This is a genomic window from Variovorax humicola (assembly GCF_037889915.1).
GTDB classification, from domain to species: domain Bacteria; phylum Pseudomonadota; class Gammaproteobacteria; order Burkholderiales; family Burkholderiaceae_C; genus Variovorax; species Variovorax humicola.
The window spans coordinates 72712-96699 of the sequence record NZ_JBBKZV010000027.1; the positions used below are offsets into that span (position 1 = coordinate 72712).

General features: G+C 66.0%; 28 protein-coding genes and 6 pseudogenes. 16 read left to right on the top strand and 18 right to left on the bottom strand.

Features of this window, described 5'->3' with window-relative positions; all coding sequences use genetic code 11:
* Positions 1 to 107 precede the first annotated feature (107 nt).
* Positions 108 to 1079, top strand: coding sequence for a Bug family tripartite tricarboxylate transporter substrate binding protein (locus WKW80_RS28625; RefSeq protein ID WP_340366983.1), 972 nt, complete (start codon positions 108 to 110; stop codon positions 1077 to 1079).
* 33 nt (positions 1080 to 1112) lie between these two features.
* Positions 1113 to 2309, top strand: a complete 1197-nt coding sequence (locus WKW80_RS28630) for an L-talarate/galactarate dehydratase (protein WP_340366984.1) — start codon at positions 1113 to 1115, stop codon at positions 2307 to 2309.
* A 293-nt stretch (positions 2310 to 2602) separates the two neighbouring features.
* On the opposite strand, the pseudogene WKW80_RS28635 reads toward WKW80_RS28630, so the two are convergent.
* From WKW80_RS28635 to WKW80_RS28655, 5 genes and pseudogenes are all read right to left on the bottom strand, one after another.
* Positions 2603 to 3520: pseudogene (locus WKW80_RS28635) on the bottom strand (Ldh family oxidoreductase); the annotation flags it as partial.
* Positions 3517 to 3813, bottom strand: a complete 297-nt coding sequence (locus tag WKW80_RS28640) for a Dabb family protein (protein ID WP_340366985.1) — start codon at positions 3811 to 3813, stop codon at positions 3517 to 3519. The pseudogene WKW80_RS28635 and the gene WKW80_RS28640, both read right to left, overlap by 4 nt.
* Positions 3810 to 5285 (bottom strand): aldehyde dehydrogenase (NADP(+)), encoded by a 1476-nt coding sequence (locus WKW80_RS28645; RefSeq protein ID WP_340366986.1) that lies wholly within the window; start codon positions 5283 to 5285, stop codon positions 3810 to 3812. Before WKW80_RS28645 ends, WKW80_RS28640 begins: the two co-directional genes overlap by 4 nt.
* A gap of 6 nt (positions 5286 to 5291) precedes the next feature.
* On the bottom strand, positions 5292 to 5747 hold the full coding sequence (locus tag WKW80_RS28650) for a nuclear transport factor 2 family protein (RefSeq protein ID WP_340366987.1): 456 nt from the start codon (positions 5745 to 5747) through the stop codon (positions 5292 to 5294).
* 27 nt (positions 5748 to 5774) lie between these two features.
* Entirely contained in the window at positions 5775 to 6584 is an 810-nt protein-coding gene (locus WKW80_RS28655) for an RraA family protein (protein WP_340366988.1), read from the bottom strand.
* A gap of 159 nt (positions 6585 to 6743) precedes the next feature.
* Here WKW80_RS28655 and WKW80_RS28660 point away from each other — a divergent pair, with 159 nt between their 5' ends.
* On the top strand, positions 6744 to 8339 hold the full coding sequence (locus WKW80_RS28660; protein ID WP_340366989.1) for an IclR family transcriptional regulator domain-containing protein: 1596 nt from the start codon (positions 6744 to 6746) through the stop codon (positions 8337 to 8339).
* A 192-nt stretch (positions 8340 to 8531) separates the two neighbouring features.
* Here WKW80_RS28660 and WKW80_RS28665 read toward each other — a convergent pair whose 3' ends face one another.
* Positions 8532 to 8660, bottom strand: a complete 129-nt coding sequence (locus WKW80_RS28665; protein WP_340366990.1) for a hypothetical protein — start codon at positions 8658 to 8660, stop codon at positions 8532 to 8534.
* A gap of 333 nt (positions 8661 to 8993) precedes the next feature.
* Between WKW80_RS28665 and WKW80_RS37455 the strand changes: the two are divergent.
* The 4 genes and pseudogenes from WKW80_RS37455 to WKW80_RS28680 all read left to right on the top strand — a co-directional run.
* A pseudogene (locus tag WKW80_RS37455) lies at positions 8994 to 9311 on the top strand (tripartite tricarboxylate transporter substrate-binding protein); the annotation flags it as partial.
* A 22-nt stretch (positions 9312 to 9333) separates the two neighbouring features.
* Positions 9334 to 9591 carry a tripartite tricarboxylate transporter substrate-binding protein gene (locus tag WKW80_RS28670; protein WP_340366991.1) on the top strand — a complete coding sequence of 86 codons (258 nt, stop codon included), beginning with the start codon at positions 9334 to 9336 and terminating at the stop codon, positions 9589 to 9591.
* Positions 9592 to 9832: 241 nt separating this feature from the next.
* A complete protein-coding gene (locus tag WKW80_RS28675) occupies positions 9833 to 9907 on the top strand; it encodes a hypothetical protein (RefSeq protein ID WP_340367008.1) in 75 nt (24 codons plus the stop codon).
* A gap of 8 nt (positions 9908 to 9915) precedes the next feature.
* Entirely contained in the window at positions 9916 to 10578 is a 663-nt protein-coding gene (locus WKW80_RS28680) for an NAD(P)-dependent oxidoreductase (RefSeq protein WP_340366992.1), read from the top strand.
* Between the two features lie 15 nt (positions 10579 to 10593).
* Here WKW80_RS28680 and WKW80_RS28685 read toward each other — a convergent pair whose 3' ends face one another.
* The gene (locus tag WKW80_RS28685) at positions 10594 to 11757 is read right to left on the bottom strand and encodes an ATP-binding protein (protein ID WP_340366993.1); all 1164 of its coding nucleotides are present in this window, start codon (positions 11755 to 11757) and stop codon (positions 10594 to 10596) included.
* 203 nt (positions 11758 to 11960) lie between these two features.
* Between WKW80_RS28685 and WKW80_RS28690 the strand changes: the two are divergent.
* A pseudogene (locus WKW80_RS28690) lies at positions 11961 to 12338 on the top strand (thiamine pyrophosphate-requiring protein); the annotation flags it as partial.
* On the opposite strand, the gene WKW80_RS37460 reads toward WKW80_RS28690, so the two are convergent.
* Positions 12277 to 13041 carry an integrase core domain-containing protein gene (locus WKW80_RS37460; RefSeq protein ID WP_422822981.1) on the bottom strand — a complete coding sequence of 255 codons (765 nt, stop codon included), beginning with the start codon at positions 13039 to 13041 and terminating at the stop codon, positions 12277 to 12279. The pseudogene WKW80_RS28690 and the gene WKW80_RS37460 overlap by 62 nt on opposite strands.
* Here WKW80_RS37460 and WKW80_RS28695 point away from each other — a divergent pair.
* Positions 12943 to 13254, top strand: a complete 312-nt coding sequence (locus tag WKW80_RS28695; protein WP_340366994.1) for a hypothetical protein — start codon at positions 12943 to 12945, stop codon at positions 13252 to 13254. The two genes, WKW80_RS37460 and WKW80_RS28695, sit on opposite strands and share 99 nt — an antisense overlap.
* 203 nt (positions 13255 to 13457) lie before the next feature.
* Here the strand turns inward: WKW80_RS28695 and WKW80_RS28700 are convergent, their stop codons facing one another.
* Complete coding sequence (locus WKW80_RS28700; protein ID WP_340367011.1) at positions 13458 to 13643, bottom strand: hypothetical protein; 186 nt, start codon at positions 13641 to 13643, stop codon at positions 13458 to 13460.
* A 121-nt stretch (positions 13644 to 13764) separates the two neighbouring features.
* Between WKW80_RS28700 and WKW80_RS28705 the strand changes: the two are divergent.
* From WKW80_RS28705 to WKW80_RS28715, 3 genes and pseudogenes are all read left to right on the top strand, one after another.
* A pseudogene (locus WKW80_RS28705) lies at positions 13765 to 14330 on the top strand (electron transfer flavoprotein subunit beta/FixA family protein).
* Between the two features lie 2 nt (positions 14331 to 14332).
* Positions 14333 to 14521 carry an adenine nucleotide alpha hydrolase family protein gene (locus WKW80_RS28710; RefSeq protein WP_340366995.1) on the top strand — a complete coding sequence of 63 codons (189 nt, stop codon included), beginning with the start codon at positions 14333 to 14335 and terminating at the stop codon, positions 14519 to 14521.
* A pseudogene (locus WKW80_RS28715) lies at positions 14488 to 14643 on the top strand (electron transfer flavoprotein subunit alpha/FixB family protein); the annotation flags it as partial. The gene WKW80_RS28710 and the pseudogene WKW80_RS28715, both read left to right, overlap by 34 nt.
* Before the next feature lie 129 nt (positions 14644 to 14772).
* Here WKW80_RS28715 and WKW80_RS28720 read toward each other — a convergent pair.
* From WKW80_RS28720 to WKW80_RS28735, 4 genes and pseudogenes are all read right to left on the bottom strand, one after another.
* On the bottom strand, positions 14773 to 15039 hold the full coding sequence (locus WKW80_RS28720) for a BrnA antitoxin family protein (RefSeq protein WP_340366996.1): 267 nt from the start codon (positions 15037 to 15039) through the stop codon (positions 14773 to 14775).
* Positions 15023 to 15322, bottom strand: a complete 300-nt coding sequence (locus WKW80_RS28725) for a BrnT family toxin (RefSeq protein WP_340366997.1) — start codon at positions 15320 to 15322, stop codon at positions 15023 to 15025. The genes WKW80_RS28720 and WKW80_RS28725 overlap by 17 nt, the downstream gene beginning before the upstream one ends.
* A gap of 61 nt (positions 15323 to 15383) precedes the next feature.
* Positions 15384 to 16010: pseudogene (locus WKW80_RS28730) on the bottom strand (site-specific integrase); the annotation flags it as partial.
* A gap of 237 nt (positions 16011 to 16247) precedes the next feature.
* Positions 16248 to 16844 (bottom strand): response regulator transcription factor, encoded by a 597-nt coding sequence (locus tag WKW80_RS28735; RefSeq protein WP_340366998.1) that lies wholly within the window; start codon positions 16842 to 16844, stop codon positions 16248 to 16250.
* A gap of 226 nt (positions 16845 to 17070) precedes the next feature.
* On the opposite strand from WKW80_RS28735, the gene WKW80_RS28740 reads away from it, so the two are divergent.
* A complete protein-coding gene (locus WKW80_RS28740; protein ID WP_340366999.1) occupies positions 17071 to 17649 on the top strand; it encodes a hypothetical protein in 579 nt (192 codons plus the stop codon).
* Between the two features lie 46 nt (positions 17650 to 17695).
* Here WKW80_RS28740 and WKW80_RS28745 read toward each other — a convergent pair whose 3' ends face one another.
* The 5 genes from WKW80_RS28745 to WKW80_RS28765 all read right to left on the bottom strand — a co-directional run bounded on the left by WKW80_RS28745 (position 17696) and on the right by WKW80_RS28765 (position 22093).
* Positions 17696 to 17890 (bottom strand): hypothetical protein, encoded by a 195-nt coding sequence (locus WKW80_RS28745; RefSeq protein WP_340367012.1) that lies wholly within the window; start codon positions 17888 to 17890, stop codon positions 17696 to 17698.
* Positions 17891 to 18547: 657 nt separating this feature from the next.
* Entirely contained in the window at positions 18548 to 19522 is a 975-nt protein-coding gene (locus tag WKW80_RS28750) for a Bug family tripartite tricarboxylate transporter substrate binding protein (protein WP_340367000.1), read from the bottom strand.
* Between the two features lie 90 nt (positions 19523 to 19612).
* A complete protein-coding gene (locus WKW80_RS28755; protein WP_340367001.1) occupies positions 19613 to 20377 on the bottom strand; it encodes an SDR family oxidoreductase in 765 nt (254 codons plus the stop codon).
* A 61-nt stretch (positions 20378 to 20438) separates the two neighbouring features.
* Positions 20439 to 21134 carry a fumarylacetoacetate hydrolase family protein gene (locus tag WKW80_RS28760; protein ID WP_340367009.1) on the bottom strand — a complete coding sequence of 232 codons (696 nt, stop codon included), beginning with the start codon at positions 21132 to 21134 and terminating at the stop codon, positions 20439 to 20441.
* Between the two features lie 5 nt (positions 21135 to 21139).
* On the bottom strand, positions 21140 to 22093 hold the full coding sequence (locus WKW80_RS28765) for a 2-hydroxyacid dehydrogenase (protein ID WP_340367002.1): 954 nt from the start codon (positions 22091 to 22093) through the stop codon (positions 21140 to 21142).
* Between the two features lie 137 nt (positions 22094 to 22230).
* On the opposite strand from WKW80_RS28765, the gene WKW80_RS28770 reads away from it, so the two are divergent.
* The 3 genes from WKW80_RS28770 to WKW80_RS28780 form a co-directional block, all read left to right on the top strand.
* On the top strand, positions 22231 to 23400 hold the full coding sequence (locus tag WKW80_RS28770; RefSeq protein ID WP_340367003.1) for a citrate/2-methylcitrate synthase: 1170 nt from the start codon (positions 22231 to 22233) through the stop codon (positions 23398 to 23400).
* A gap of 89 nt (positions 23401 to 23489) precedes the next feature.
* On the top strand, positions 23490 to 23789 hold the full coding sequence (locus WKW80_RS28775) for a hypothetical protein (RefSeq protein WP_340367004.1): 300 nt from the start codon (positions 23490 to 23492) through the stop codon (positions 23787 to 23789).
* Between the two features lie 29 nt (positions 23790 to 23818).
* A partial coding sequence (locus WKW80_RS28780; RefSeq protein WP_340367010.1) for a transposase occupies positions 23819 to 23988 on the top strand: 170 nt, incomplete at its 3' end.

The window sequence follows — 23988 nt, forward strand, 5'->3', positions numbered from 1 at the left end:
TCGTCCCATAAGGCGGGACGCGACGCACACACCAAGGGTCACCCTGCATGGTCCGCACGGGCCGATGCCGGTTCAATGAAGCACACACATCCAAGGACACGAGCACCATGAACAAGAGACAACTTCTGACTGCCGCGCTGGCACTTGCCGCGGCCTTGCCCTTTGGCGCATCGGCGCAGGAGGACTACCCGAGCAAGCCGGTGAAGCTCATCGTGCCGTTCCCGGCGGGCGGGACCAGCGACATCATGGGGCGCCTGATCGCCGAGGGCCTGAGCAAGCAACTCAAGCGGCCCTTCGTGGTCGACAACCGCGGCGGGGCGGGCGGCGCGATCGGCACCGACGCGGTGGCCAAGGCAGCGCCGGATGGCTACACGCTGCTGCTCACCGGCATCGGCAGCAACGCCATCATCCACGGCTTCACGCCGAAGCCGCCCTACGATTCGACGCGCGATTTCGTGCACATCTCGGAACTCGCGGCGGGGCCGAACGTGCTGGTCGTGAACCCGGAATTCCCGGCCAAGACCTTCAAGGAGTTCATCGCCTGGGTCAAGGCCAATCCCGGCAAGTTCAGCTATGGGCAGGTCAATGCCTCGTCGGGCCATGTCACCACCGAATACCTCAAGCAGGTGGCCGGGCTGGACATGATCGGCATCCCGTACAAGGGCGGCGCACCGGCGCTCAACGACGTACTGGCCAACCAGATCCCGGGCATGTTCACCAACCAGGACGCGGTCGCGCCCTTCGTCAAGGCCGGCAAGCTGCGCCCGCTGGTGGTGACCAGCGCGCAGCGCAACCCGCTCTACCCGGACGTGCCGACGGTGGCCGAATCGGGCTACCCCGGCTTCACCGCCGTGTCCTGGACGGGACTTTCGGCGCCCAAGGGCACGCCCAAGCCGATCGTCGACAAGCTCGAAGCGGCGATGGTCGCCGCCTTCAACGACCCCGCGGTGCGCGCCAAGCTGGAGGCCAACGGCTTCGTCGTGATCGCCTCGAAGTCGCCCGACTTCACCAAGTTCGTATCGGACGAGGTCGCGCGCTGGACCAAGGTCGTGCAGACCGCCGGCATCAAGCTGGACTGAACACGTTGTCATCACCACTGGAGTATTCAAGAAATGGGTGCCGTTGAATCCAACATCGTTTCCTATGCCAAGGTCGCAGCGGACGCGCGCACGGCCGCCGACGCCGGCGACCGTATCGCGCACATCAAGCTGTCGCTGGTCTACCTGCCGCTCGCAACGCCGGTCAGCGACGCCAAGGTGCTGACCGGCCGGCAGAAGCCGCTGACCGAGATCGCCTTCATCTTTGCGGAGATCGCGACCCGCGACGGGCATTCCGGCATCGGCTTCGGCTATTCGAAGCGCGCTGGCGGCCCGGGCATGTACGCGCATGCGAAGGAGCTCGCGCCCAACCTGATCGGCGAAGACCCGAACGACATCTCGCGCCTTTTCACCAAGCTGCTGTGGGCGGGCGCGAGCATGGGTCGCAGCGGACTCACCACGCAGGCGATCGCACCCTTCGACATCGCGTTGTGGGACCTGAAGGCCAGGCGCGCCAAGCTGCCGCTGGCCAAGTTGCTGGGAGCCGAGCGCGACTCGGTGCAGTGCTACAACACCTCGGGTGGCTACTTGCACACGCCCCTCGACCAGGTGCTGAAGAACGTCGAGATCTCGCAGCAGAGCGGCATCGGCGGCATCAAGCTCAAGGTGGGGCAGCCGGACCTGGCCATCGACATCGAGCGCGTCGCCGCGGTGCGCAAGCAGCTGGGCAATTCTTTCCCGCTGATGGTCGATGCCAACCAGCAGTGGGACCGCCAGAAAGCCACGCGCGCGTGCCGCGCCTTCGAGGACTTCGACCTCACCTGGATCGAGGAGCCGTTGGACGCCTATGACTTCGAAGGCCACGCCCAGCTTGCGGAGCGCTTCGACACGGCCATCGCCACCGGCGAGATGCTGACCAGCTTTGGTGAGCATGCGCAGCTGATCATGGGCGAGGGCAGCGACTTCATCCAGCCCGACGCACCGCGCGTCGGTGGCATCACGCCCTTCCTCCAGATCATGTCGCTCGGCGCCTTCAAGGGCCGCAAGCTGGCACCGCACTTCGCCATGGAGATCCACCTGCACCTGGCTGCGGCGTACCCGATCGAGCCCTGGCTCGAACACTTCGAATGGCTGGGCCCGATGTTCAACGAGCAGATGCAATTGAAGGACGGCCGCATGCACGTATCGGACCGCCCGGGGCTGGGCTTCAGCCTGAGCGAGCAGGCGCTGTCGTGGACGGCCGAAACGCAGGAGTTTGGCAAGCGGCCCTGATGGAGCAGGCGCACCGCGATGATGTGATCGCGGTGCGTGCAGGTCGGTGTCGGCGGCGATCGACATGCATCGCGGCCCATCGGCCTTTCAGTTGAAGTCGACGCTCTGACCCAGTAGGCGGCCTCGCCCGCCGGTGTCAGGCGCTGGCCGCGGACAGTTCCAGTCCGCGCCGCGCCATGCATGCAGCGAGCGCATCCACCACGGTGCGCGCCAGCGGGACGCCGAGCTCGCGCGCTTGCGCGTTCGGATGACATCGCGTGTTCGCCCGGCACGCGCACCTGCTTCACGCCTGGCCGCGGCGGGTTGGAGCCGCATGCCTCGGCGAGCCATGTGCTTTCCTGTTCGAAGGCGTGCCGGCCGCCGAATGCATCGGGGTCGATCACCTGGAGGAACACGTTCATCAGCGTGCCGGTGGGATGCGTGTTCCGACCCAGGCCGGACAGTCCCTGCGTCAGCGCTTCGACGAGCAGCGCCAGGCCGTAGCCCTTGTGGCCATGGTCGAGGCCTCCGATGGGCAGCAGGCTGCCGCCCCCGGACACGGCCACGTTGGGATCGTCGGTGGCATGGCCCTGTGCATCCAGGACCCATGCGGCGGGGAAGCGTTGTCCTGCGCTTGCGAGCTGCCGGGCCCGGTTGTTGGTGGTGATCGATGCGCTGATGTCCAGCAGGATGGGGTCGGCCGCCGTCGGAATGCCCGCGGCGATGGGGTTCGGCGTGAAGAGGCCGCGGGTGCCGCCGAATGGCGCGACACCCGCGGCAGCCGGTCCCGAGCAGGTGAGGATGGGCAGCAGGCCGTGTTCGGTCAGCCGCGGCAGGTAGGTGGCCAGCGCGCCGGTGTGATGGCTGCCGGCAATGGTGATGGTGACGACGCCGTGGGCCGCGATGCGCTCGAGCGCAAGATCGATGGCGCGCTCGACCAGCCAGGCGCCGGGCAGCCGGTGACCTTTCCAGGCAATGCACGCGCCGCGATCGGAGATGACTTCCGGCTCGCCGTCACGTGCCATGTCGCCGGATTCGATCGAGGCCACATAGCCGGGTGCCAGTGCGAGACCGTGGGTGACGTGGCCCATCATGTCGGCCAGGACCAGTGTCTGCGCGACGCACCTGGCCTTGTCGTCTGCCAGCCCGGCGCTGGCAAGGGGGCGGGTGACGTCACGCTCCAACGCCTCGCGCGGGAAGCGCGTGACATCGCTGGCCGTGCTGCTGCTCATGCGGTGTAGTCCGCCGCCGCCCACTCGAAATACGGTTTCAGGTCGGCCACCAGGGCCTGGTGCAACGGGTGGAAAAGATACTCGTCGAGCGCCTTCGCATCGGCGACTTCGGCTTCGAGCACGTAGTCCCAGCAGATCGGGCGCGCCAGTTCGTTGGCGGCGAACTTCCAGCCCTGGATGACCGGGATCCGGGCGCCCAGCGCGGCCATGCGCTCGGCGAGCGCCGCTTCCAGTGCGGCATCCTTGGCGGTGTCCAGCTTGCGGCGGAAGAGGACGATGTGGCGCATGGTCATGCGGGAACTCCTTGTCGATCCAGAAGCCACGCCGGCGCATCCTGCAGCGCGACCGGGCGCAGGAAGCGGTCCATCGCGGCATAGCCGACCGAGGTGGTGAATGGTTGCGTCGAGGCGGGGAAGGGGCCGCCGTGATGCTGGGCCGCGGTCACTGCCACGCCGGTGGGCACGCCGCTGAAGAGCACCCGGCCGGCCACCTGCATGGCGGTGCGGACCAGCCGGCGCGTCGGCTCCGCGTCCTGGTCCGCACCCCACAGCGTGACGGTGAGCGACCCGCCGATGGCCTTCAGCACCTCGACGGCTTCGTCGATCGACGCCACGCGCACGACCAGTGCGGCGCAACCGAACACTTCCTCATGCAGCGCGTGATCGTCGATGAAGTCGGCGGCCAGCGTCTCCGCCAGGAATGGGCGTGGAGCCGCGGCGGAGGCATCGCCTGCGTCATCGACGAGCGGCTTCAGCCGTGACGCATTGCGCCATTGCGCAACCCCGCGCTCGAAGGTGGCACGGATGGTGGCCGACAGCATTGCGTGCGGCTTCAGGTCGCGAAGCGCGGCGGCAAGCGCCTGGACGAACGCATCGCCGGCGGCATCCTGCAGCACGAGGATGACGCCGGGACTGGTGCAGAACTGCCCCGCACCGACGCAGATCGACTGGGCCAGCGTGCCGGCCAGCTCGACGCCGTTCTTCTCCAGCGCCGCGGGCAGCACGACCAGCGGATTGACGGACCCCAGTTCGCCAAAGAAAGGGATCGGACGCGCCCGCTCGCCCGCAATGCGCGCCAGCGCCGTCCCGCCCTTGAACGACCCGGTGAATGCCACGGCCGCGATGGCCGTCGCCTTCACGAGCGCAACACCGACGTCGATCGAGCCGCCCTGCACGAACTGGAAGACGCCGACCGGCAACCCCTGCGCGGCAATGACCCGCAGCGCCAATGCCGCCGTGCGCCGCGACAGTTCGGGATGCGCGGGATGTGCCTTGACCACCACCGGGCATCCCGCACCGAGCGCCGATGCGGTGTCCCCGCCCAGCACCGAGAAGGCAAAGGGGAAGTTGCTGGCCGAGAACATCGCGACCGGGCCCAGCGGCACTCGCACCCGCGTGAGGCGAGGGCGGCCGGACGGCGGTGCACCGGCAACGGCCTTGTCGTCGATGACCGTGTGCGCGCCGCCGCCCTCCAGCACGTCGGCAAAGCCGCGCAACTGGAACGTCGATCGGTCGAGCTCGCCATTCAGGCGCGGCAGGCCCAGCCCGGTTTCGCGATCGGCCAGTGCGACGAGGCTTTCGCGTTCAGCCTCCAGTACCGAAGCCAATCCACGCAGCAGCCCGGCACGCCGGCTCGCTGAAGTGGCGGCAAAGGCATCGGCCGCCGAGGCCGCGGCAGCAACCGCCGCGTCGATCTCCGACGGCGTCGACTCCGCCCAGCGCTCGCCCACCGCGTTGCCGGTGCGCGCTTCAATGGATTGCAGCATCGGCACTCACTTGCTCTTGAGGGGGTAGCCGCGCCCGGCGTAGTCGAAGGCGACGAGCTCGTTGATCCGGACCTCCTTGTCGGCCGGCGCGGCGTAGTAGGCGCGGATCTCCTTGATCTTGCCGGTCTCGGGGTCGAAGTCGTACCACTCGGCGCCGCGCAGCGCGGTGCCGCTCTTGTTCTTCCAGTGGGTCCACTCGATCATCGCCTCGGGCGTGTCGTGGCTGACGATGAGCTTGTCGATCGTCCATTGGGAGCCCAGCGTCTCGACGCACCATTGCCACTTCTTCGCGATGGTGTCGGCGCTGCGCCAGGGGATCTCGGGCAGGCCCGCGGGAAAGTAGTGCACTGCGTCCGGCGTGAAGCAGTCGACCAGCGCGTCGTAGTCGGCGGCATTGCAGGCATCGAAGTAGCGGCGGATGAGGGCGGCGTGGTCTTCGGGGGTGAACTTTGAATCGGCCATGGTGTTCTTCTGTTGTGTTGACGGTGATCAGCGGCTGCCGGCCGGCTTGGAAGGGGCGATCGCAGGGCGGCCGTCCGCGACCCACTGCTTGTGCTGTGCGCGCGTGGCATCGCTCGGCGGATACAGGCCCCACAACGCCTCGCCGGCCTGCACGCGCAGGGCGAGGTAGGCCTCGATGTCGTCGCGCTTCTCGCACAAGTTGGCCATCTCTTCGGCCAGGTGCGCGGGAATCACGGTGATGTTGTCGCCGTCGCCGTGGATCACGTCGCCGGGGTAGACCGCCACGCCGGCGCAGCCGATCGGAACCTGCAAGTCCGCCACGTGGTGGTACGACAGGCGCGTGGTCGCCGTGACGCCGGTGCACCAGATCGGAAACTCCATCTGGCTCAGCTCGGTGCCGTCGCGGAAGGTGCCGTCGGTGATCACGCCACGCGCGCCGCGCATCATCATCCGCGTGATCAGCATGTTGCCCATGGAGGCGGCGCGGCCGTCCTTGTTGCTGTCGATCACGAGCACATGGCCGGGCTCGATCTGCTCGACGCCGACCCATTGGAGGTTGTCGGCGCTGGGTTCGGTCGTGAGGTTGCCGTAGACATCGACATCCTCGCGCGCGGGGATGAAGCGCATCGTGTACGCCCGGCCGGCGAAGGGCACCATCTTCTTGTTCAGTGGTGTGAGGCCATGCAGCACGGGTTGCCGGAAGCCCTTGATGTAGAGCTGGGTGGTGAGCGATCCGCTCGTGCATTTGGCGAGGCGGTCGAGCACTTCGTCGGGCACGTGCGGGGCGCGGGCGCGCTGGGGGATCGATGCGAGTGGCGCAGGAACTTGGGTCGTCATGGTCTGTCTCAAATAGTGGGAAGTCGGATGGCGGTTGATGCCGCCGGCGAAGCAGGATCGATCCTAGGGAAAGTGCCCGAAAAATAGAATGGGAGCAGGGCGCCCCGCAACACGCGGCACCCAGCCCGGTACCACCATTTGAGACAAACCAAGCACACCATGGCCAACACTTCCGGCGAGGGCACCGGCGCCCTCGAAAAAGCGCTCGACGTACTGGATGCCATTGGCGCCGCGCCCAACGGTCTCGGGCAAAGCGAGCTGGCGGAACGTCTCGCGCTGCCGCGCACCACGGTCTACCGGCTGCTGGCCACGCTGGTGGCACGCGGGCTGGTGCGTCGCGACCCCCTGCGCAGGGTGTATTGCCTGGGCTTTCGCTGCTTCGAGATGGCGCGGCAGGCCTACGCGATGCCTGACCTCGTCGCGGCTGCGGCGTTGGAACTGCGAGCGTTGCGTGACCTCACCGGTGAGACCAGCTATCTCGCCACGCTCGACGGCCGCGAAGTCATCTCGCTGGAGCGCTGCGACGGCGCGCACAGCCAGCGCTCGGCCGCCGCGCTCGGCGAGCGCAAGCCGGTGCACTGCACCAGCCAGGGCAAGGCCATCCTGTCGGCACTGCCGGACGAGGAACGAGATGCCATCGTTCGCGACGTCGTGCTCAAGCCGCTCACGCCGCTCACCATCACGGACCGGCGCCGCCTGCAGGCCGAGTTGCGCATCACCAAGGCGCGCGGCTATTCGATCGACGACGAGGAAATCGTGCTCGGCGTGCGCTGCGTCGGCGCGCCGGTGATCGACAGCGCGGGACAAGTGCGGGGCGCGATCAGCGTGGCTGGCCCGGCGTACCGGCTGACCCGCGCGCGCCTGGACCTGCTGGGCCCCGAGTTGGTCGATTCGGCGCGGCGCATCGGCGCGCAGTTGCATCCGGCTGGCGCCGACGTGACGCCGGGCACCGAGGCGTCGGTGTCGGCACTGCCGGGCCACTGGGCTTTTCACGGCGCGCATCCGCTGTGGTCGGCGGACGGTCGCAGGCTCTGGTGGGCCGATGTGCTGGCCCCTTCGGTCCACGTGATGGAGGAGGGTGTCGATCGCGAGCTTTGCGCCATCGAATCCCCTATCGTCGGCTTGCTGCGTGCGGGTGAGGACGTGATTGCCGTGCATGAGCGCGGGGCCGCGCGTGTTGGCGCGGATGGTCAAACCTCAGCCCACACGCCGTGGCTGCAAGGCCAGGTGCTGGCCGTTTGCAACGGTGCGGAGCAGGAAATCTGGGCTGCGGTTGCGCTGCCGGAAGCTGGCACAGCCATTGGCCGGGTCCGCGACAACGCAACGCTGGACGTGCAATGGCGCATCGGCGAGCCCGTGCATGGCCTGGGCTGGCATGCGGATGCAGGCGCGCTCTACGCCACCGCGCAGGGCTCGGGGGCGATCCTCGTCATGCAACCCGGGCAGGCCGCGGTGCGCCGGCTGGCGTCGGTGCCCAAGGGCTCGGGACGCGTCTGCGGGCTGGCCTTCGATTCACATGGCGGCATCTGGACGGCGTTGTGTGATGGCTGGTCCATCGCGAGGTTCACGCCGGACGGTCAACTGGATCGCGTCGTGGGATTGCCTGTGCCTTGCGCCACCGATCTTGTCTTGTCGCCCGCTGCGGACGGAGAGGGCCGCGAGTCGTTGACGATCACGACGGCCCGCCACAGCGTGGCGCTGGACATGCTTGCAAGCGCGCCGCTGTCCGGGCGGTTGTTGTCGATGGTGACGTGAGCAAGGCGTATTCCAGTCACACGGTTCGAAGTAGTCGATGGGACTTGAAGTGGGCCCCCTCGAACTTCTCCCTTACTTTCCGAGCTCGTCCAGCGGCACGTTGAAAGTCTCTCGCATCGAGTAGATCGACACTGCCGAGATCAGGCAGACAAGCACCGCGAAGGCCGCGGGCAGCACCCAGGGATCCGTGCCCTACTTGTCCATCGGTGCGGATTCGATGAGCGGCGCAAAGCCCGCGACTGCGAAGCCGAATTGCGTGCCCACGGCCATGCCCGACAGTCGCACCTGCGTCGGGAAGCGCTCGGCATAGGTGGCCGGCACACCGCATTCGTGATGCTGTAGAACACGCCGCCCAGGATCACGCCTGCAATGAAGACCAGTGTCTCGTTGCCGCTCGGAATCGCCCACAGAAAGAAGACGACGGAGATGGCGCACAGGATGTTGCCGGCGATGAAGACCGGCCGGCGACCGATCCGGTCGGAGAGAGCAGGCGGGAACATCGGTGCCGACAGCGTGGCCAAGGCGCTCGCCCACGGCTACACGCTGGTGTTGGGCCGGTCGGCACGCACGCCATCAACAGCAGCCTCTACAAGAAGATGCCGTTCGACATCCAGCGCGACTTCGCGCCGGTGACGATGATGGCATCTGTTCCCAATGTGCTGGTGGTGCATCCGAGCCTGCCGGCGCACAGCGTGCAGGAACTCATTTGCGTATGGCAAGAAGAATCCCGGCCGGCTGGACTTCGCGTCATCGGGCCCAGGGAGCTCGATCCACCTGTCGGGCGAGATGTTCAAGTCGATGACGGGCGTCGAGATGTCGCATGTCGGGTACAAGGGAAGCGCCCCCGCATTGAACGACCTGCTCGCCGGCCAGGTGCAGCTCATGTTCGGCAACCTGCCCACCTCGCTGCCGTTCATCAAGGCCGGCAGGCTGCGTGCCCTGGCGGTGACCAGCCTGCAGCGCTCGCCGGTCCTGCCGGACGTTCCCACGAGGGGTGGAAGCCGGCGTTCCCGGATTCGAGGCAGGTTCATGGTTCGGCATCCTCGCGCCTGCCCATACGCCCAAGGATGTCGTGGCGCGGCTCGACCGCGACATCGAGGCGGCGCTGCGCACGCCCGACATGCAGGCACGCCTGATCGAGCGCGGATTCCAGCCGGCCATCAAGGGCCCCGAGGCATTTTCGAAGTACATCGGCGAAGAGGTGCGCAAGTGGGACCGCATCGTCAAGCAATCGGGAGCGACCGCGGAATGATGGATCAAAGGAGCAGCCGGATGAAGAGGACCGTGATCCAGCATGGACGGCTCGTGCCCGCCGTGGAATCGAGGCTCGCGGAGGAGTTCGACGTCGTGCCGCTCTGGCAGCAGGAAGACCCGGCCGCCTGGCTGCAGGCCAACGCAGCCGGGCACACGGCGCTGGTCGGGTCTGCGCGCGTCGGCGTCGATGCCGGCATCATCGAGGCGTTGCCACGCTGCGCGTCATCGCCAGCTTCGGGGTGGGCTATGACAGCATCGATGTCGCCGCGGCGAGGCGCCGCAGCGTTGCCGTGAGCTACACGCCGTCGTCCTGAATGACTGCGTGTCCGACCTTGCGTGGGGCGCGATGCTGGACATCTCGCGCGGCCTCAGCGAAGCGGACCGATTCATGCGACGCGGGGACTGGATGCAGCGGCCATTCCGCCTGGCCACGCGCCTGAGTCGGAAGAAGCTCGGCGTCGTCGGACTCGGGCGCATCGGCCGCGCCATCGCGCGCCGGGGCCAGGGCTTCGACATGGAGATCCGCTATCACAACCGCAGGCCCGTCGAGGGCGTCGAGTACCGCTACATGGACGACCTCAAGGCGCTGGCGCGATGGTCGGACTTCCTGATGATCGCGGTCGCGGGTGGTGCGGACACCCAGCACCTGGTGTCTGCCGATGTCATTGCCGAGTTGGGCGCCGGCGGCTACCTGATCAATGTGGCCCGAGGAAGCGCCGTGGATGGCGAGGCGCTGACCCGTGCGCTGGAATTCCGTGCCATCGCAGGCGCGGCGCTCGACGTCTTTGCGACCGAGCCCTGCTTCCCCGAGGAACTGTGCGCCCTGGAGAACGTCGTCCTGCTGCCGCACATCGGGACCGCCACCCATGAGACGCGCGCCGCCATGGGGGAACTCGTCATCGACAACCTTCATTCATTCTTCGACACCGGGCGGCTCCTCACACCGGTGCCGGAAGCAGCCCATGCAGGACCGGCGGCAGGCTGAGCCGACCGCGCAGGCTCACCGTTGCGGCGGATGCTGCAGGCGTTGCCAGCCGATCACCGGCCAGTCGCTTCGTGCCTGGTCGGTTTCGCCGCCGTAGACTACGCTGCCGCCTTCCAGCGCATCGGGGAAGGCTGCCGTGAAACTGCGGAGGCCGCGGAAATAATCGGCGTTGACTGTCGCGCCAGCCTTGATTTCCACGGCGCGGAGCTTGCGTCCCGAGGGGATCAGCAGATCGACTTCGTTGCCTGTGGCATCGCGGAAGAAATACATTTCCGCCGACTCGCCCTGATTGAATCGGGTCTTGAGGGCTTCGATGATCACCAGGTTCTCGAACAAGCTGCCGAAAAGCGGGTCGCGCACCACCTGTTCGGCGCTGCGCAAGCCCAGCAGCCAGCACGCCAAGCCCACGTCGTGGAAGTACAGCTTCGGGCTCTTCACGAGCCGCTTCGAGGTGTTGGTGAACCAGGGCGGCAGCACGTGCACGATGTAGCTGGTCTGGAGCAAATCAAGCCAGGCCCGGGCGGTGGCGTGCGAAACGCCGGCATCGTTGCCCAGACTCGTGAGGTTCACGAGCTGGCCGACGCGCCCGGCGCACAGTCGCACGAAGCGACCGAAGCGCTGCAGGTCATGTACAGCGGCCAACTGGCGCAGGTCACGCTCCACGTAGGTCGTGAAGTAGTCGCCGAGCGCTTGCGAGGGGTCGAGGTCTCGGTCATGAATGCGCGGATAGAAGCCCGTGAGCAGCGTTTGCGCCAGCGGCGGCAGCGGATGCAACCGAGCAACTTCGGCGAGCGAGAACGGCAGCAGGCGCAGCACTGCAGTGCGCCCGGCAAGTGACTGACTCACTTGGGACATGAGTTCAAACTGCTGGCTGCCCGTCAAGATGAAGCGCCCCGGCGTCGGGTCGGCATCGACTATCGCCTGAAGGTAGGAGGGTATCTCCGGCGCGCGCTGGATCTCGTCGACGATGGCGCCGCCTTCGATGCCCTTCAGGAAGCCGCGCGGGTCTTCTTCGGCGAAACGCCGCGTGTCGGGGTCTTCCAGCGTGAGGTAGGGCTTGTCGGGAAACAGGCTGCGGCAGAGCGTGGTCTTGCCGCTCTGGCGCGGTCCGGTCAGCGTCAGGACCGGATAGCGGCGCGCCAGTTCGGCGGCGAGCGGTGCGATGTCGCGGGTGATCATGGGGCCATTCCAGCGAGTTCTTGCAAATTGAAGATTTTATCTTGCATTTGCAGAGCTTGGCTCGCGCGCCGCAGGCCTTGCCCGCCGCCCGGCGCCTTGGTTGACGCGCCGAGACTGGCAATTCCTACTCTTCCTGCCGGCGCGAATGCCGATCGTTTCCTTTTCCAACGCCTGGCCTTGACGGCGCCCGCATCGCGCTGGACGACGTGCAGCTGCTCGACTACCACGAGCCGCCGATGGCGCACGGTTCCACGCACACCGGCGTTGGGCACGCAGGCCCGGCGCAGCTGCCGGATGCGCAGCTGCTGCAGAAGGCCGCCGACGTCCTCAATGCGGGGCAGAAGGTGGCGATCCTGGTGGGTGCCGGCGCGAAGAACGCGACCGACGAGGTGGTCGCCGTGGCCGACCGCCTGCAGGCCGGCGCGGCCAAGGCCCTGCTGGGCAAGTCGGTGCTGCCGGACGACCTGCCCTGGGTCACCGGCTCGCTGGGCCTGCTCGGCACCGAACCCAGCTGGAACCTCATGCAGGACTGCGACACGCTGCTGATGGTGGGATGGGCCTTCCCCTACAGCGAGTTCCTGGGGAGCGGCGCTGCCGCAGTGCCTCAATACGGTTTCGCATGACATGAAACGACCCGACGGCCGGCAGCGCGTGGTGGCCCTGGGCGCTCACGTCTTCTGACCCGCTTGCGCCCACCGGAAGCCGGCCCTGTGCTCCGCAAAATCTCGCCTCTATCAGCTGACTTGGGCGTTCGGCAGACCTCGGAGACGGTTCGTCGGACCTCGGATAGCGGCTACAAGGGCGCCGCCAACTGAGCCAACGAATACTCGTGGTGCAATCCGCCCAGCACGGGCTTTGCGCGCACGCGCGCGCCCGGCACCCATCGATGCCGAGCTTCGGCTTTGGATCGCCGCACCGAGCCACGAGGAGGGCCCGGCACGCCCGGGCCCAACGCGCTGTGAGGGGGCGTCCGCCGTTGTAGTGCGAGACCCACTCGTGAAGGATCGATCTCAAGTGCGGCCCCGATAGAGGGATCACCCAGTCCAGGCACTCGCGACGAATCGTTCCGATGACCCGCTCACAGATGGAGTTCGCCTTCGGACTTGCGAATGGGGAGCGCAAGACTGCCAGGCCCAACGCCCGGATCGAATCGTCCAGGTGTTTCGCAAAGATGCTGTCCCGGTCATGAAGCAGATACCCGTAGCCGTCGGTGTCCGCGATCACTTCTCTCATCTGCTGCAGCGTCCAGGCCGCGCTCGGATGCGCGGTGACATTCACGTGCATCAGTCGGCGGTTGCCGTGCTCGATGACGACGAACACGTAGAGCAGTCGAAACGTCGCGGTGACGGTCACGAAGAAGTCGCACGCCAGAATCGCCTTCGCGTGGTTCTGCAGGAATGTCGAGCAGCGTTCATCGCCGCGAGGCTGACCGGGAGGTCGCTTCGGCAGGTACTTGCGGACCGTCCGCGGCGAGACCCGCACACCCAGCTTGAGTAGCAACTCGTTGGCAATGCGCTCTTCGCCCCACAGCGGGTTCTCCTGTCCCATCCGCCGAATCAGCAGGCGTAGTTCGCGAGGGATCGGCGGACGACCCGGCCGCGACTTCATTCGCCAAAAGAGCCTCCATCCAGCGCGATGCCAGCGCACGATCGTGGCCAGTTTCACGATCACCACCGCGTTGCGCCAGTAGAACAGACGCGTCAGAACGGCCAGACTGACTCGGGTGCGGCATCCACGCGACGAGGCTGAATACCTCGCTCGACGAACATGGCCAGTTGGCGACGCAGCACAAGATTCTCGGAGCGGACAGTCTCGTCCGCGCGCGCCAGCAGCACCAGCCACCGCAAGGCGTCTTCAATCAGGCGGAGCACGATCTGCAAGAGCATCCCCATGGCCTCATCGTGCCACGGCGTTCGGCCCGAGCCAACCACTCATCGGTGAGACAGGTGAGACGACGGACGGAATTTTTGCGGACCACACCGGTGTGGAGACATCGCCAACGTAAAAATGAGCATGAACCCGTTCGACGAGATTGCCGTCGAAGAGGCTGCGCGCCTGAAGGAGAAGAGCGTGGCCACGGAGTTCATCGCTGTATCCTGCGGCGATGCGAAGTCCCAGGAGACCCTGCGAACCGCAATGGCGATTGGCGCCGATCGCGGCATCCTGGTCGAGACGACCGAAGAGCTGTGCCGTCGCCAAGCTGCTGAAGGCGCTGGTGGACAGGGAACAGCCCCAGTTGGTCATCCTCGGCAAGCAGGCCATCGATGACGGGCGACAAGGCCAATGTGACCTGTGAAGTCGATGGCGGCCTGGAGACCATCTCCCTGACCTTCCCAGCGGTCATCACCACCGACCTGCGTCTGAACGAGCCACGCTACGTGACCTTGCCCAACATCATGAAGGCCAAGAAGAAGCAGCTCCATACGGTGAAGCCCGAGGATTTGGCCGTGGACGTCAAGCCCCGCCTGAAGACGCTCAAGGTCTCCGAGCCGCCGAAGCGCAATGCAGGCATCAAAGTGCCGGATGTCGCCACACTGGTGGACAAGCTGAAGTACGAAGCCAAGGTGATCTGATCATGACCGTACTTGTTATTGCCGAACACGACCACGCCACGCTCAAGCCGGCGACCCTGAACTCCGTTACCGCAGGCATCGCCTGCCAAAGCGGCGATGTCCACGTGATGGTTGCTGGCGCGAACGCCGCCGAAGCCGGCAAGGCCGCTGCACAAGCATCTCAGGCGCCATCCAGCACCTGGCCGGCATGAAGAACTCCAAGGTGATTGTGGCGATCAACAAAGACGAGGAAGCGCCTATCTTCTCGGTGGCCGACTACGGCCTTGTGGCTGACCTGTTCACGGCGGTGCCGGAACTGGTAGAGGCGCTCTGAGGGACGCGCCTCGATGGCAAGGCACTGGGCCTGCTCGGCGCAATCCGTCGCCAAAAGTTGGCGGTATGAACCCTCGTACCCCGGTCGTGACCACGCCTCGACGCATTGGGCACCGGAGCCGAAACTCGCTCAACGCGCGCGAAGCTTCTCCTGCAGCCAGACCTTGATCAGTGACTGGTATGGCACATCGCGGGCGTTGGCCGCGACCTTGATCGAGTCCAGCAAGTGCTGAGGCAAGCGCAGCGAGATCGTCTTCGTCGTCGGCTTCAAATTGGGCAGGGTGACCTTGGCAGCCTTCGACCAGTCCAAGTGATCCGATGAGTCATGCTTCTCCCAGTACGCACGCTCTTGCTCTTCGGTGGCGAACTTCGGGATGGCTTTAGTCTGCTTGCTCATAAATAGCGCGCTCCTTGCGGTGCATGTCCCTTGCTGAGATGACGCGAATCAACTGATTCGATTGGCGCAACGTGAATGTGATATGCAATGCTCTCGCGTCGTCGGTCTTCCCCAATGCGTGGAACCGAGGTTCTTGATGGCCATGGGCCACGTCTTCCAAGAGCAGCAATGGCGCGTTGAAGAAGAGTTGCTCGGCTTCGGCCGTCGACACTCCGTGCTTTTCGTTCTTGCGCGCATTGCCCTTATCCCACTCAAACCCGATGACGGGGGTCAGGTCAATCATTCCTGTATATTACCATCATGTACAAAATGCGCGGCGTGCTCCCGGCATTCACGCACCGCATTCAATCCTCATCGAGCATCCGGCTGGCCTTGCTGTTGAGCGAACTCTCGGCGCGGAAGTACCCCATGACGGTGGCCACGCTGTGGTGTCCTGTCATCGCCATGGTCTCGGGCAGCGACATGGCCTGCTATCCCGCTTCCGTCACAAAGCCCGCCCGCAGCGAGTGCGCAGAATATTCTCCCTCGACACCCGCGAGCGCACAGCGTTCCTTGACGATGTCGCGCACCGCCGCGGGCGCCAGCGGTTCGCCCAGATGCCCGCCCTTGCGGATGCGACGGAAGAGGGCGCCTTCCTTGATGCCGCTGGCGGCGAGCCACCCCTGCATGGCCAGCGCCGCGCTGCCCACGAGCGGCTTGACGTCCTCGGGGCGTTCCTCTCCGGACTGATTGGTCTTGGAATGCGTGAGCGTGTAGACATACGACTTGGCATCCACACGTCGCAGGTTTTCCAGGGTGGCCCCGGCCACCTCCGAACGGCGCCGGCCGCCCGTGGCCCAGGCAATGAGCAGCAGGGCGCGATCGCGCTTGCCGCGCAGCGTTTCGTCGCAGGTGGCCAGCACGAGCTGCAAGGGGCCTTGGGGTGAGCGTCCTTTTGATGAAATTTGATACGGTCTGGGCAAAAAAGCCTTTGTGCGACAACCACTTACGAATGGCCATTCTCTGCGCGTGAGACCTCGTACGCAAGCTGTTGATTTTCAAAGGGAAATCTCCCGCGACCGTATCAATTCGCAAGGAAGTACGATTACCCCTGAAGCCGAATCTGGCGAAGCAGTTGCGTGGAGCCCGAGGGGCATCGCAATGCTTGTGCAGCAAGTGCATCACAGTTTGCAGCGGGAGGTGTGGCACACCCTGCGCGCAGATCAACCTTACTGGGCAGTCGCCGTGCCAATCGCGTTGAGCCACTCCTCGCTGGAGAACGGCTTTCGTAGCAATGCGCATGCGCCGCTCGCGAGCGCGCAGCGGTCAAGTGCCGCGTCATCGCTCGCCGTGGCAAGGATCACCGGCACCTTGAGATTCCGGGCGCGGATACGCGACTGCACGTCGAATCCCGACAGGCCGGGCATGTGCACATCCACGATGGCGCAATGCGGAAGCTGGGCGGTCAGCGAAGCCAAAAAAGCTTCTCCGCTTGCGTATTCATGTACCTGGTAGTTCGCCAGTCGCAGCAACCGGCCAAGCATCAGCCGCACGGGCTCGTCGTCCTCCACCACGGCAATAAGCGACTCGTCGTTCATCCCGACGAACGCTACGCCGGTCCGGGGCGCATTGGGGACTGGACCTTGGTCTAGTTGACGATGGCACCAGGGAGCAGGTCGATCCAATCGATCATCTGTGCGCGACGGATGCAATGCCATTGACACGTGGATCGACTGGCTGTGGTCGATTTGTCGCCGCAGTTGGTGCGGGAGTTCCTCAGTGACGTCGAGACGCATCGCGGGTGCGGCATCGCCACGCGCAATCAAGGGTCTACTCGTTTTCGGTGCAATAAGTGACGGTTGCCAAGTCCAGCAACCATGCGGGTGGCGTCACGTACGCCCTTGAGTTTGTTGAGTTTCCTGTTCGCTCTCTGGTTCAGGTTTTGGGGCGGCAATGCGAGGTCGATATCCGCGCGCCGCGCTCTGAAAAGTTAATGCGCCGTCGCGCTGGTCGAGGGCGAGACGCGCCCGAGGAGAAGGTGACCTACCACAATTGGCAGTTACCTTCGATGCCTGTTCTCGCTTCAATCGCTGCATGCGATTCGGCATCCTCCCCCGCGCCGTGATGCAGGTCTACCTGTCGGAAGGCGTTCTGACCGCCTGCGAACTCACCCACGCGTGGGCCATGTCCACGGTGACACGCAAGGCTCGCTTTGTGTTCGGGGACGGCCCACGCGCCAATGCGATGGACGAACTCGCCTCCTGGATCGCCGAAGCGCCGGCGCGACGCTCGATCATCTGGAATGTGGGCCCGATCGAAGCGATGTACTTCATGCTGCCGTGGTCACCCGCCAATATCGATCATGCGTTTCGTGACGCGTATGCACGCGAGCGATTCGAACAACTCTACCTAAGTGAAGCGTCGCGCTACCAGTTTTGCTTTGCAGGGCCATGCGACGGGGGCGGCCAACTGGTCTCGTGCATTTCGAACGAGCTCTATGCCGAATTGGTAATGCATACAGAACGGATGGGGTGCAAGCTCGCGGGCATCGAGCCTTCGATCCCGGCCGAATGGGATCGCTTTAGTGATGTTGTCCAGGCCAAGGAGCGCGCGCTGGGTGTCCTCGATTGAAGCGGCGGCCGATCGGGCGTCACAACGGGGCCCAGACCCAGGAGGTTCAGGCCAGGCCACCGGCGCGCCCCACACAGCCGATCTCGTGCGACGGGGTGCTGCGATGCTCGATCTGCCTTCGGCTCATGCCAAGCCGCTCCGCGGCCTGGCCTGATCCGCAGCGGTCGACCACCGCCTGAATCGTCTTGAGTCGATCGACTTCGCGCATCGTCATGGTGATAGTTGCCGTGGGTGTTGCCATCGCTGTACCACGGTGCTCGGGGCAGCCAACTTTGCGACATTTGAACTTTGCTCGAACGCGACATTACAACTTTGCTCCCACATCGCCATCCAGATCGATGCGGGTTACGTCAAGTCGACGTCAGGGTCGATGGACGACGGTGGTTCGCCTGCATCGCCTCGAAGATTGTTCATGCCGAGGCGGGTCGAAATCTCGCGCACGCATACACGGGCTATGACCCAAGGGCAGGGCTTCGACAGCAGGCGTTTCTTGGCTCCGCCGGCATTTCCCCCAAGCAGTCAGTCGTCGTCCTGTCCGACGGCGGAGAAGATGTCGGATTGGCATGCACATCGGGATGCGCTTCCAGCATCTGCGCACCTCGGTTCAAGGCCTTCGGGGCGTCAGCGTGCAGACGATAGCGTCGATCAAGCGACGCGTTGAGGGCGCCAAGTGGCTGCTCTGGCACGGTCAGCGCGACAGGTGCTTGCGGCGCCTGGCAGCGATTGGCCGCGCAACGGGCTGGGTCGGCGCAAACAAGACACTTGCTCGCCTGGTTCGGTACCTCCCATACCTGCGCAAAATATCTGATCAACTACGCGCAGCGCTCCTGCTACGCCGATGGCGGTCGCAAGATGGCTTTTCAACGACCCGGCCCCGACCAGAACTACGTTGTGGGCCTCACTCCGACGGAATCCCCGCCTCCTTGACGACCTTGCCCCACTTGGCGAGGTCGGACTTGATCAGCGCCGCGTACTCCTGCGGCGTTCCGCCCTGGATCTCGATGCCCGCGGCCTCCAGTTTGGCGCGCACATCGGGGAGCTCCAACGCCTTGTTGATCTCGGCATTGAGCTTGTCGATGATCGCCTTGGGCGTGCCGGCAGGCGCGAGGAAGCCGCCGTTGGTGTTGGCGTCGTAGCCCTTGAACCCCTGCTCCTCGACTGTTGGCACGTCAGGCAGGGACTTGGCCCGTTTGCGGGTCGACACTGCAATGGCACGCACGTTGCCGGCCTTCACCTGCGCCTGGATGGCGGTGATCGTGTCGATGTAGAGCGCGGTGCGGCCGGCCAACAGGTCCGGCTGCGCCGCAGAGGAGCCTTTGTAGGGCACCAGCAGCATCTGGACACCGCTTTGCATGCGGAACATCTCGGCCGCCATTTCCTGCGCACTGCCGCGGCCCGATGTGGCAACCTTGGCTTGCTCCGGATTCGCCTTCATCCACGCGACGAATTCGGGCAGCGTCTTTGCCGGGATCTGCGGGTAGATGGCAAACACCAGCGGAACCTCGTGGGTGTAGATGATGGGCTCGAAGCTCTTCTCCGGATCCCAGCCCAGGTTCCTGAAGAGGAATTTATTGATGTTGTGGCTGCCGCCCACGATGCCGATCGTGTAGCCGTCGGGCGCCGACTTGGCCAGGAGGTCGGTGCCGAGGTTGTTGGATGCCCCGGGCTTGTTGTCGACGATCACCGCCTGGCCCATCGAGGCCCCGATCTTGTCGCCGACCACGCGGGCCAGCGTGTCGATCGCGCCGCCCGGCGGCGCGGGCACGATGATCCGGATCGCACGGGTCGGGTAGGCCTGGGCCAATGCCAGGGCCGGCACCAAGGCCAGGGAGGCCGAGACGGCAAGTGCCGTGAACAGGGATGTGAATTGCATGGGAGTCTCCTTGAGCGAATGGATCGAAAGGTCATGAGGCGCAAGCGCGGTTTGTGGAGCCCGGCGGCGCCGCGTTCCCGGGCCTCTCTGCTAGCCGCGCCCGACGAAGGGCATGGCGCTGGCCATGATGGTCATGTTCAGCACGTTGGCGTCCAGCGGCAGCGCCGCGATGTGGCGCACCGCATTGGCCACGTGGGCCGCGTCCATCATGGGTTCGGGCGCGACCGTGCCGTTGGCCTGCAGGACGCCGCGCGTCATGCGCTCGGACAGTTCGGTCAGCGCATTGCCGATGTCGATCTGGCTGGCCACGATGCCGAAGGCGCGGCCATCGAGCGCCAGCGCCTTGGTCAGTCCCGACACCGCGTGCTTGCTGGCGGTGTAGGGCGCGGTGAATGGGCGGGGAGTGTGCGCCGAGATCGAGCCGTTGTTGACGATGCGACCGCCCTGCGGCGACTGGCGGCGCATGAGGCCGAAAGCCGCGCGCGCACACAGGAACACGCCGGTGACGTTCGTATTGAGCACGCTGAACCATTTGTCCAGCGGCAATTCGTCCATCGGCACCGCGGGGGCGTTGACGCCGGCATTGTTGAACAGCAGGTCCAGGCGGCCGAACCTGCGCTCGATGGCGCCGAACAGCGCCTCCACGCTGGCCGGGTCGGTCACGTCGGCGGGCACGGCGAGAACCGCCTGTCCGCGCGCTTCGGCTTCGGCCGCCAAGGCCTGCAGTGGCTCGGCCCGCCGGCCTGCGAGCACGACAGTCCAGCCGTCGTTCAGCAGCGCGAGCGCCGTGGCACGACCGACGCCGCTGCCAGCGCCGGTGACCAGCGCGATCTTCGTTGAGGTGGGGGCATTCAAAAGGGAATCTCCTGGTGTTGATCCGTGGGGCGTGAGGGAGGCAGGGAATGCGTGCGCGGGTTCATGCGCGAGCGCCCACAGTCATGGAGAAGCGGCCGATGTCGGCCACGCCGCCGCTCACGACATCGCCCGGTTGCAGCGAGCCCACGCCCGCGGGAGTGCCGGTGAAGACCAGATCCCCCGGCGCAAGCGTGACCGACCTGGACAGCATGGCCACCAGTTCGCGCACCGGGTGCATGAGATCGGACACGTCGGCGCGCTGGCGTTCTTCGCCATTGACCGCGAGCCACACCGCGCCATGCCGGGGATGGCCGCAGACTGAAGCGGGAACCAGCGGCGTGCAGGGGGCCGAGCGGTCGAAGGCCTTGGCGGCCTCCCATGGGCCGCCCGCGCGCTTGGCCTGCTGCTGCAGGTCGCGCCGCGTGAGATCCAGTCCTGCGGCATAACCCCAGATGTGTTGCGACTCCACCTCGGCTGGATCGATGTCCCGGCCGCCGTGGCCGATGGCCACGACCAGTTCGATCTCGTGGCAGAAGTCTTCCGTGGCCGGAGGGTAGGGCAGCAGGCCGTGCGCCTGCACCACCGCGTTGGCTGGCTTCATGAACCAGTCCGGCATCGACTGCGCCGCCATCTGCTCGTCGCGGCTCCACCTGTAGTTGCGGCCGATGCAGTACACGCGGCCTACGGGGAAGGCCGCTGCGCTGCCCGCCACCGGCAGGAGGGTCGGCGCGGGCGCGGGGAATGCGAGTTCCATCATCATGTTCAGGTGGTCAGGCTCATGGCGGGGCGTTCGCCTGCCAGGGCCTGGGCGATGCTTTCGAGCACCATCTCGCCCATGGCGGTGCGCGTCTCCCAGGTGGCGCTGGCGCGGTGGGCCTGCAGGATCGCGCGGTCGGACTGGCGCAGGGCGAGCGGGACGCGAGGCTCGTCGACGAACACGTCCAGGCCGGCACCGGCAATGCGCCCCGCGCTCAGTGCCTGCGTCAGGTCGGCCTCGTTGACCAGGCGCCCACGCGCGACATTGACCAGGAAGCCGTTCGGGCCGAGCGCTTCGAGCACGGCCGCATCGACGATCCCTTCGGCCTTGTCCGCGGCCGCGCACAGCACGAGCGCGTCGGAGTCCTGCGCGAGATCGACCAGGCCAGGCACGAAACGATGGGCGACGTCCTCCATGACGCGCAGGTCGGTGTAGCTGACGGGGCAGCCGAAGGCCGCGGCCCGCACTGCGACCGCGCGCCCGACGCGCCCCATCCCGACGATGCCGACGCGCATGCCGCTGAACCGGCGCGCCAGCGGAATGGCGCTGGGCTGGGGAAAGCGTTCCCACTGGCCGTCGCGCACGAAGCGGTCGCCGGCGCACAGGTTGCGGCAGGCGGCAATGAGCAAGCCGATGGCCAGGTCGGCCACGTCCTCCGTCAGCGCGCCCAGTGTTGCGGTGACGGGCAGTCCCTGGCCGCGGCAGTAGGCCAGGTCCACCGCGTCGGTGCCGACGCCGTTGACGGCCACGACCTTGAGGCCGGGCAGCTGTTCGAGCATCGCGCGCGAGATGCCGGTGTGCCCTCCGGTGATCACGGCATCGATCGATGCGCCATGTTCATGCAGCCAGGCTTGCGGATCGGTGGTCTCGAAATACTTGTGGACCGTATAGCGCGATGCGAGCTTGTCGTTGATCGCGGGGATCAGGATCGGGTTGAGTTGCAGGACCTGGGGCTTCATGTCGGTGCGCGGGCCGGCGTGGCCCTGGTTGGAAGTGGCTTTTTGGGGGAGACGGAGCGTATGTTGTTGACGATTGATCTATACGTCAATATTGATGTATAAAATCAATATAAATAACTCCGCCGAGCATCCGACCCATGGCTTCCTGGATTTCGATTGACGAGGCGTGCCGGCTCCTCGGGGTGCGGCCCCAGACGCTCTATGCCTACGCCAGCCGCGGCAAGCTGGAAGTGACGCCCGACCCGGCCGATACGCGCCGTAGCCTCTACCGTGCCGAGGACATCGCTGGCCTTGCCAGGCGCAAGCAGGCCGGCCGCAAGCACGAGACCCTGGCGACCAACACGCTGTTCGGCGCCGAACCCAGCATTCCGACGGCCCTATGTGCGATTTCCCGCGGTCGCCTGTACTACCGGGGCCAGGACGCCATTGGTCTGGCCGGCACCGCCAGCCTTGAAGAGGTGGCCCAGCTGTTGTGGGAGGCCGAGCAACCCGTCGACTTTTCTTGCGCCACGTCGCTGCGTTCCGGCGAGCCGGGACGCAGCGCTGCCTTCACTGCGCTGGCGAGGCTCGCCGCCGAAGGGCATTCCACGCGGGGGCGCCTGACCCGAGTGCTGCACGGCGAGGGGCAGGCCCTGGTGGGCAAGGTGGCCAACGGATTCGGCGCCAAGCCCGGCCGCGAACCGCTGCACCTGCGCTTTGCGCAGGGATGGAAGCAGCCGGCCCGGGTGGCCGATCTGCTGCGCTTCGCCATGGTCCTCCTGGTCGACCACGAACTGACCAGCTCGGCCTTCGTCGCACGCATCACCGCCTCGACCGGCGCGTCTTTGCCGGCCTGCCTCCTGGCCGGATTGACCACGCTCTCGGGACCGTTGCATGGCGATGCCTCGGGCCGCGTCCAGGCGCTGTTCGGCGAAGTGGAGCGGCTGGGCGAGGACCAGGTCCTGGCCCACTACCTGTCGACCGGTTTGCCGCTGGCGGGCTTCGGCCACCACCTCTATCCCGACGGCGACCCGCGCGCGGCTGCCTTGCTCGCCCAGTTCGAGCCGCCGGAAGCCATCGCGCGCTTCATCGGCAAGGCCACCCGGCTGACCGGCTTGCAGCCCAACATCGACGTGGCCCTGACCGCCCTGGTCGTCCACCATCAACTGCCGGCCGATGCGGCCTTCGGGCTCTTCGCGACGGCGCGCAGCATTGGCCTGCTGGCGCATGGCCTGGAACAACTGGGCGTCGCGCAGGTGATCCGACCGCGCGGGCGCTATGTGGGGCCGATGCCGGACGCGCCTGCGGGCGGCAGGGCGTCGTCCTGATCGGCGGAAGCGGCCAAAAACGGAGGCGACGCTTCGAGGCGCCACGGTGCGACGATCACTATCTTCGAAACTGTCTCGCGGAGCTGCGCATGCGAATCACGATCCAGGCGGTGGTAGACCGTCAAGATGGCCTTCCACCGGAGACGTTGGAGTTGGGCGCGGTGCAGCGAGAGCAAGACTGCGACCCGTCATCCGGACTTGGCCTGTTCATTCGCGAAACGCACGACATGTTGGAGCGCCTGCAGTCCATCTTGCTGAAGGAACAGACGGCACTCTTTCTCAAGTCGGCGGTCCGTTGCCAAGGATGCGGCGAGCGCCTCGCAACGAAGACCACGAGATCGCTGGTTTACCGCACTGACCTTGCCCTCGAAAAACGTATCCCTTGCTGAGTGTTTCAATGCAAGCAAGGAGAACGGTAATGACGAAGACGATTAGAGCGCGCTACACGCTGGAGTTCAAGAAGGAGGCCGTGCGGCGGGTCGAAGGTGGCCAGAGCATCGCGGCGGCGGCGCGCACGTTGGGCGTGGTCGAGCAGACCCTGTTCAACTGGGTCAAGGCCCAGCGCCAAGGCAAGCTCACCGGGGCTGA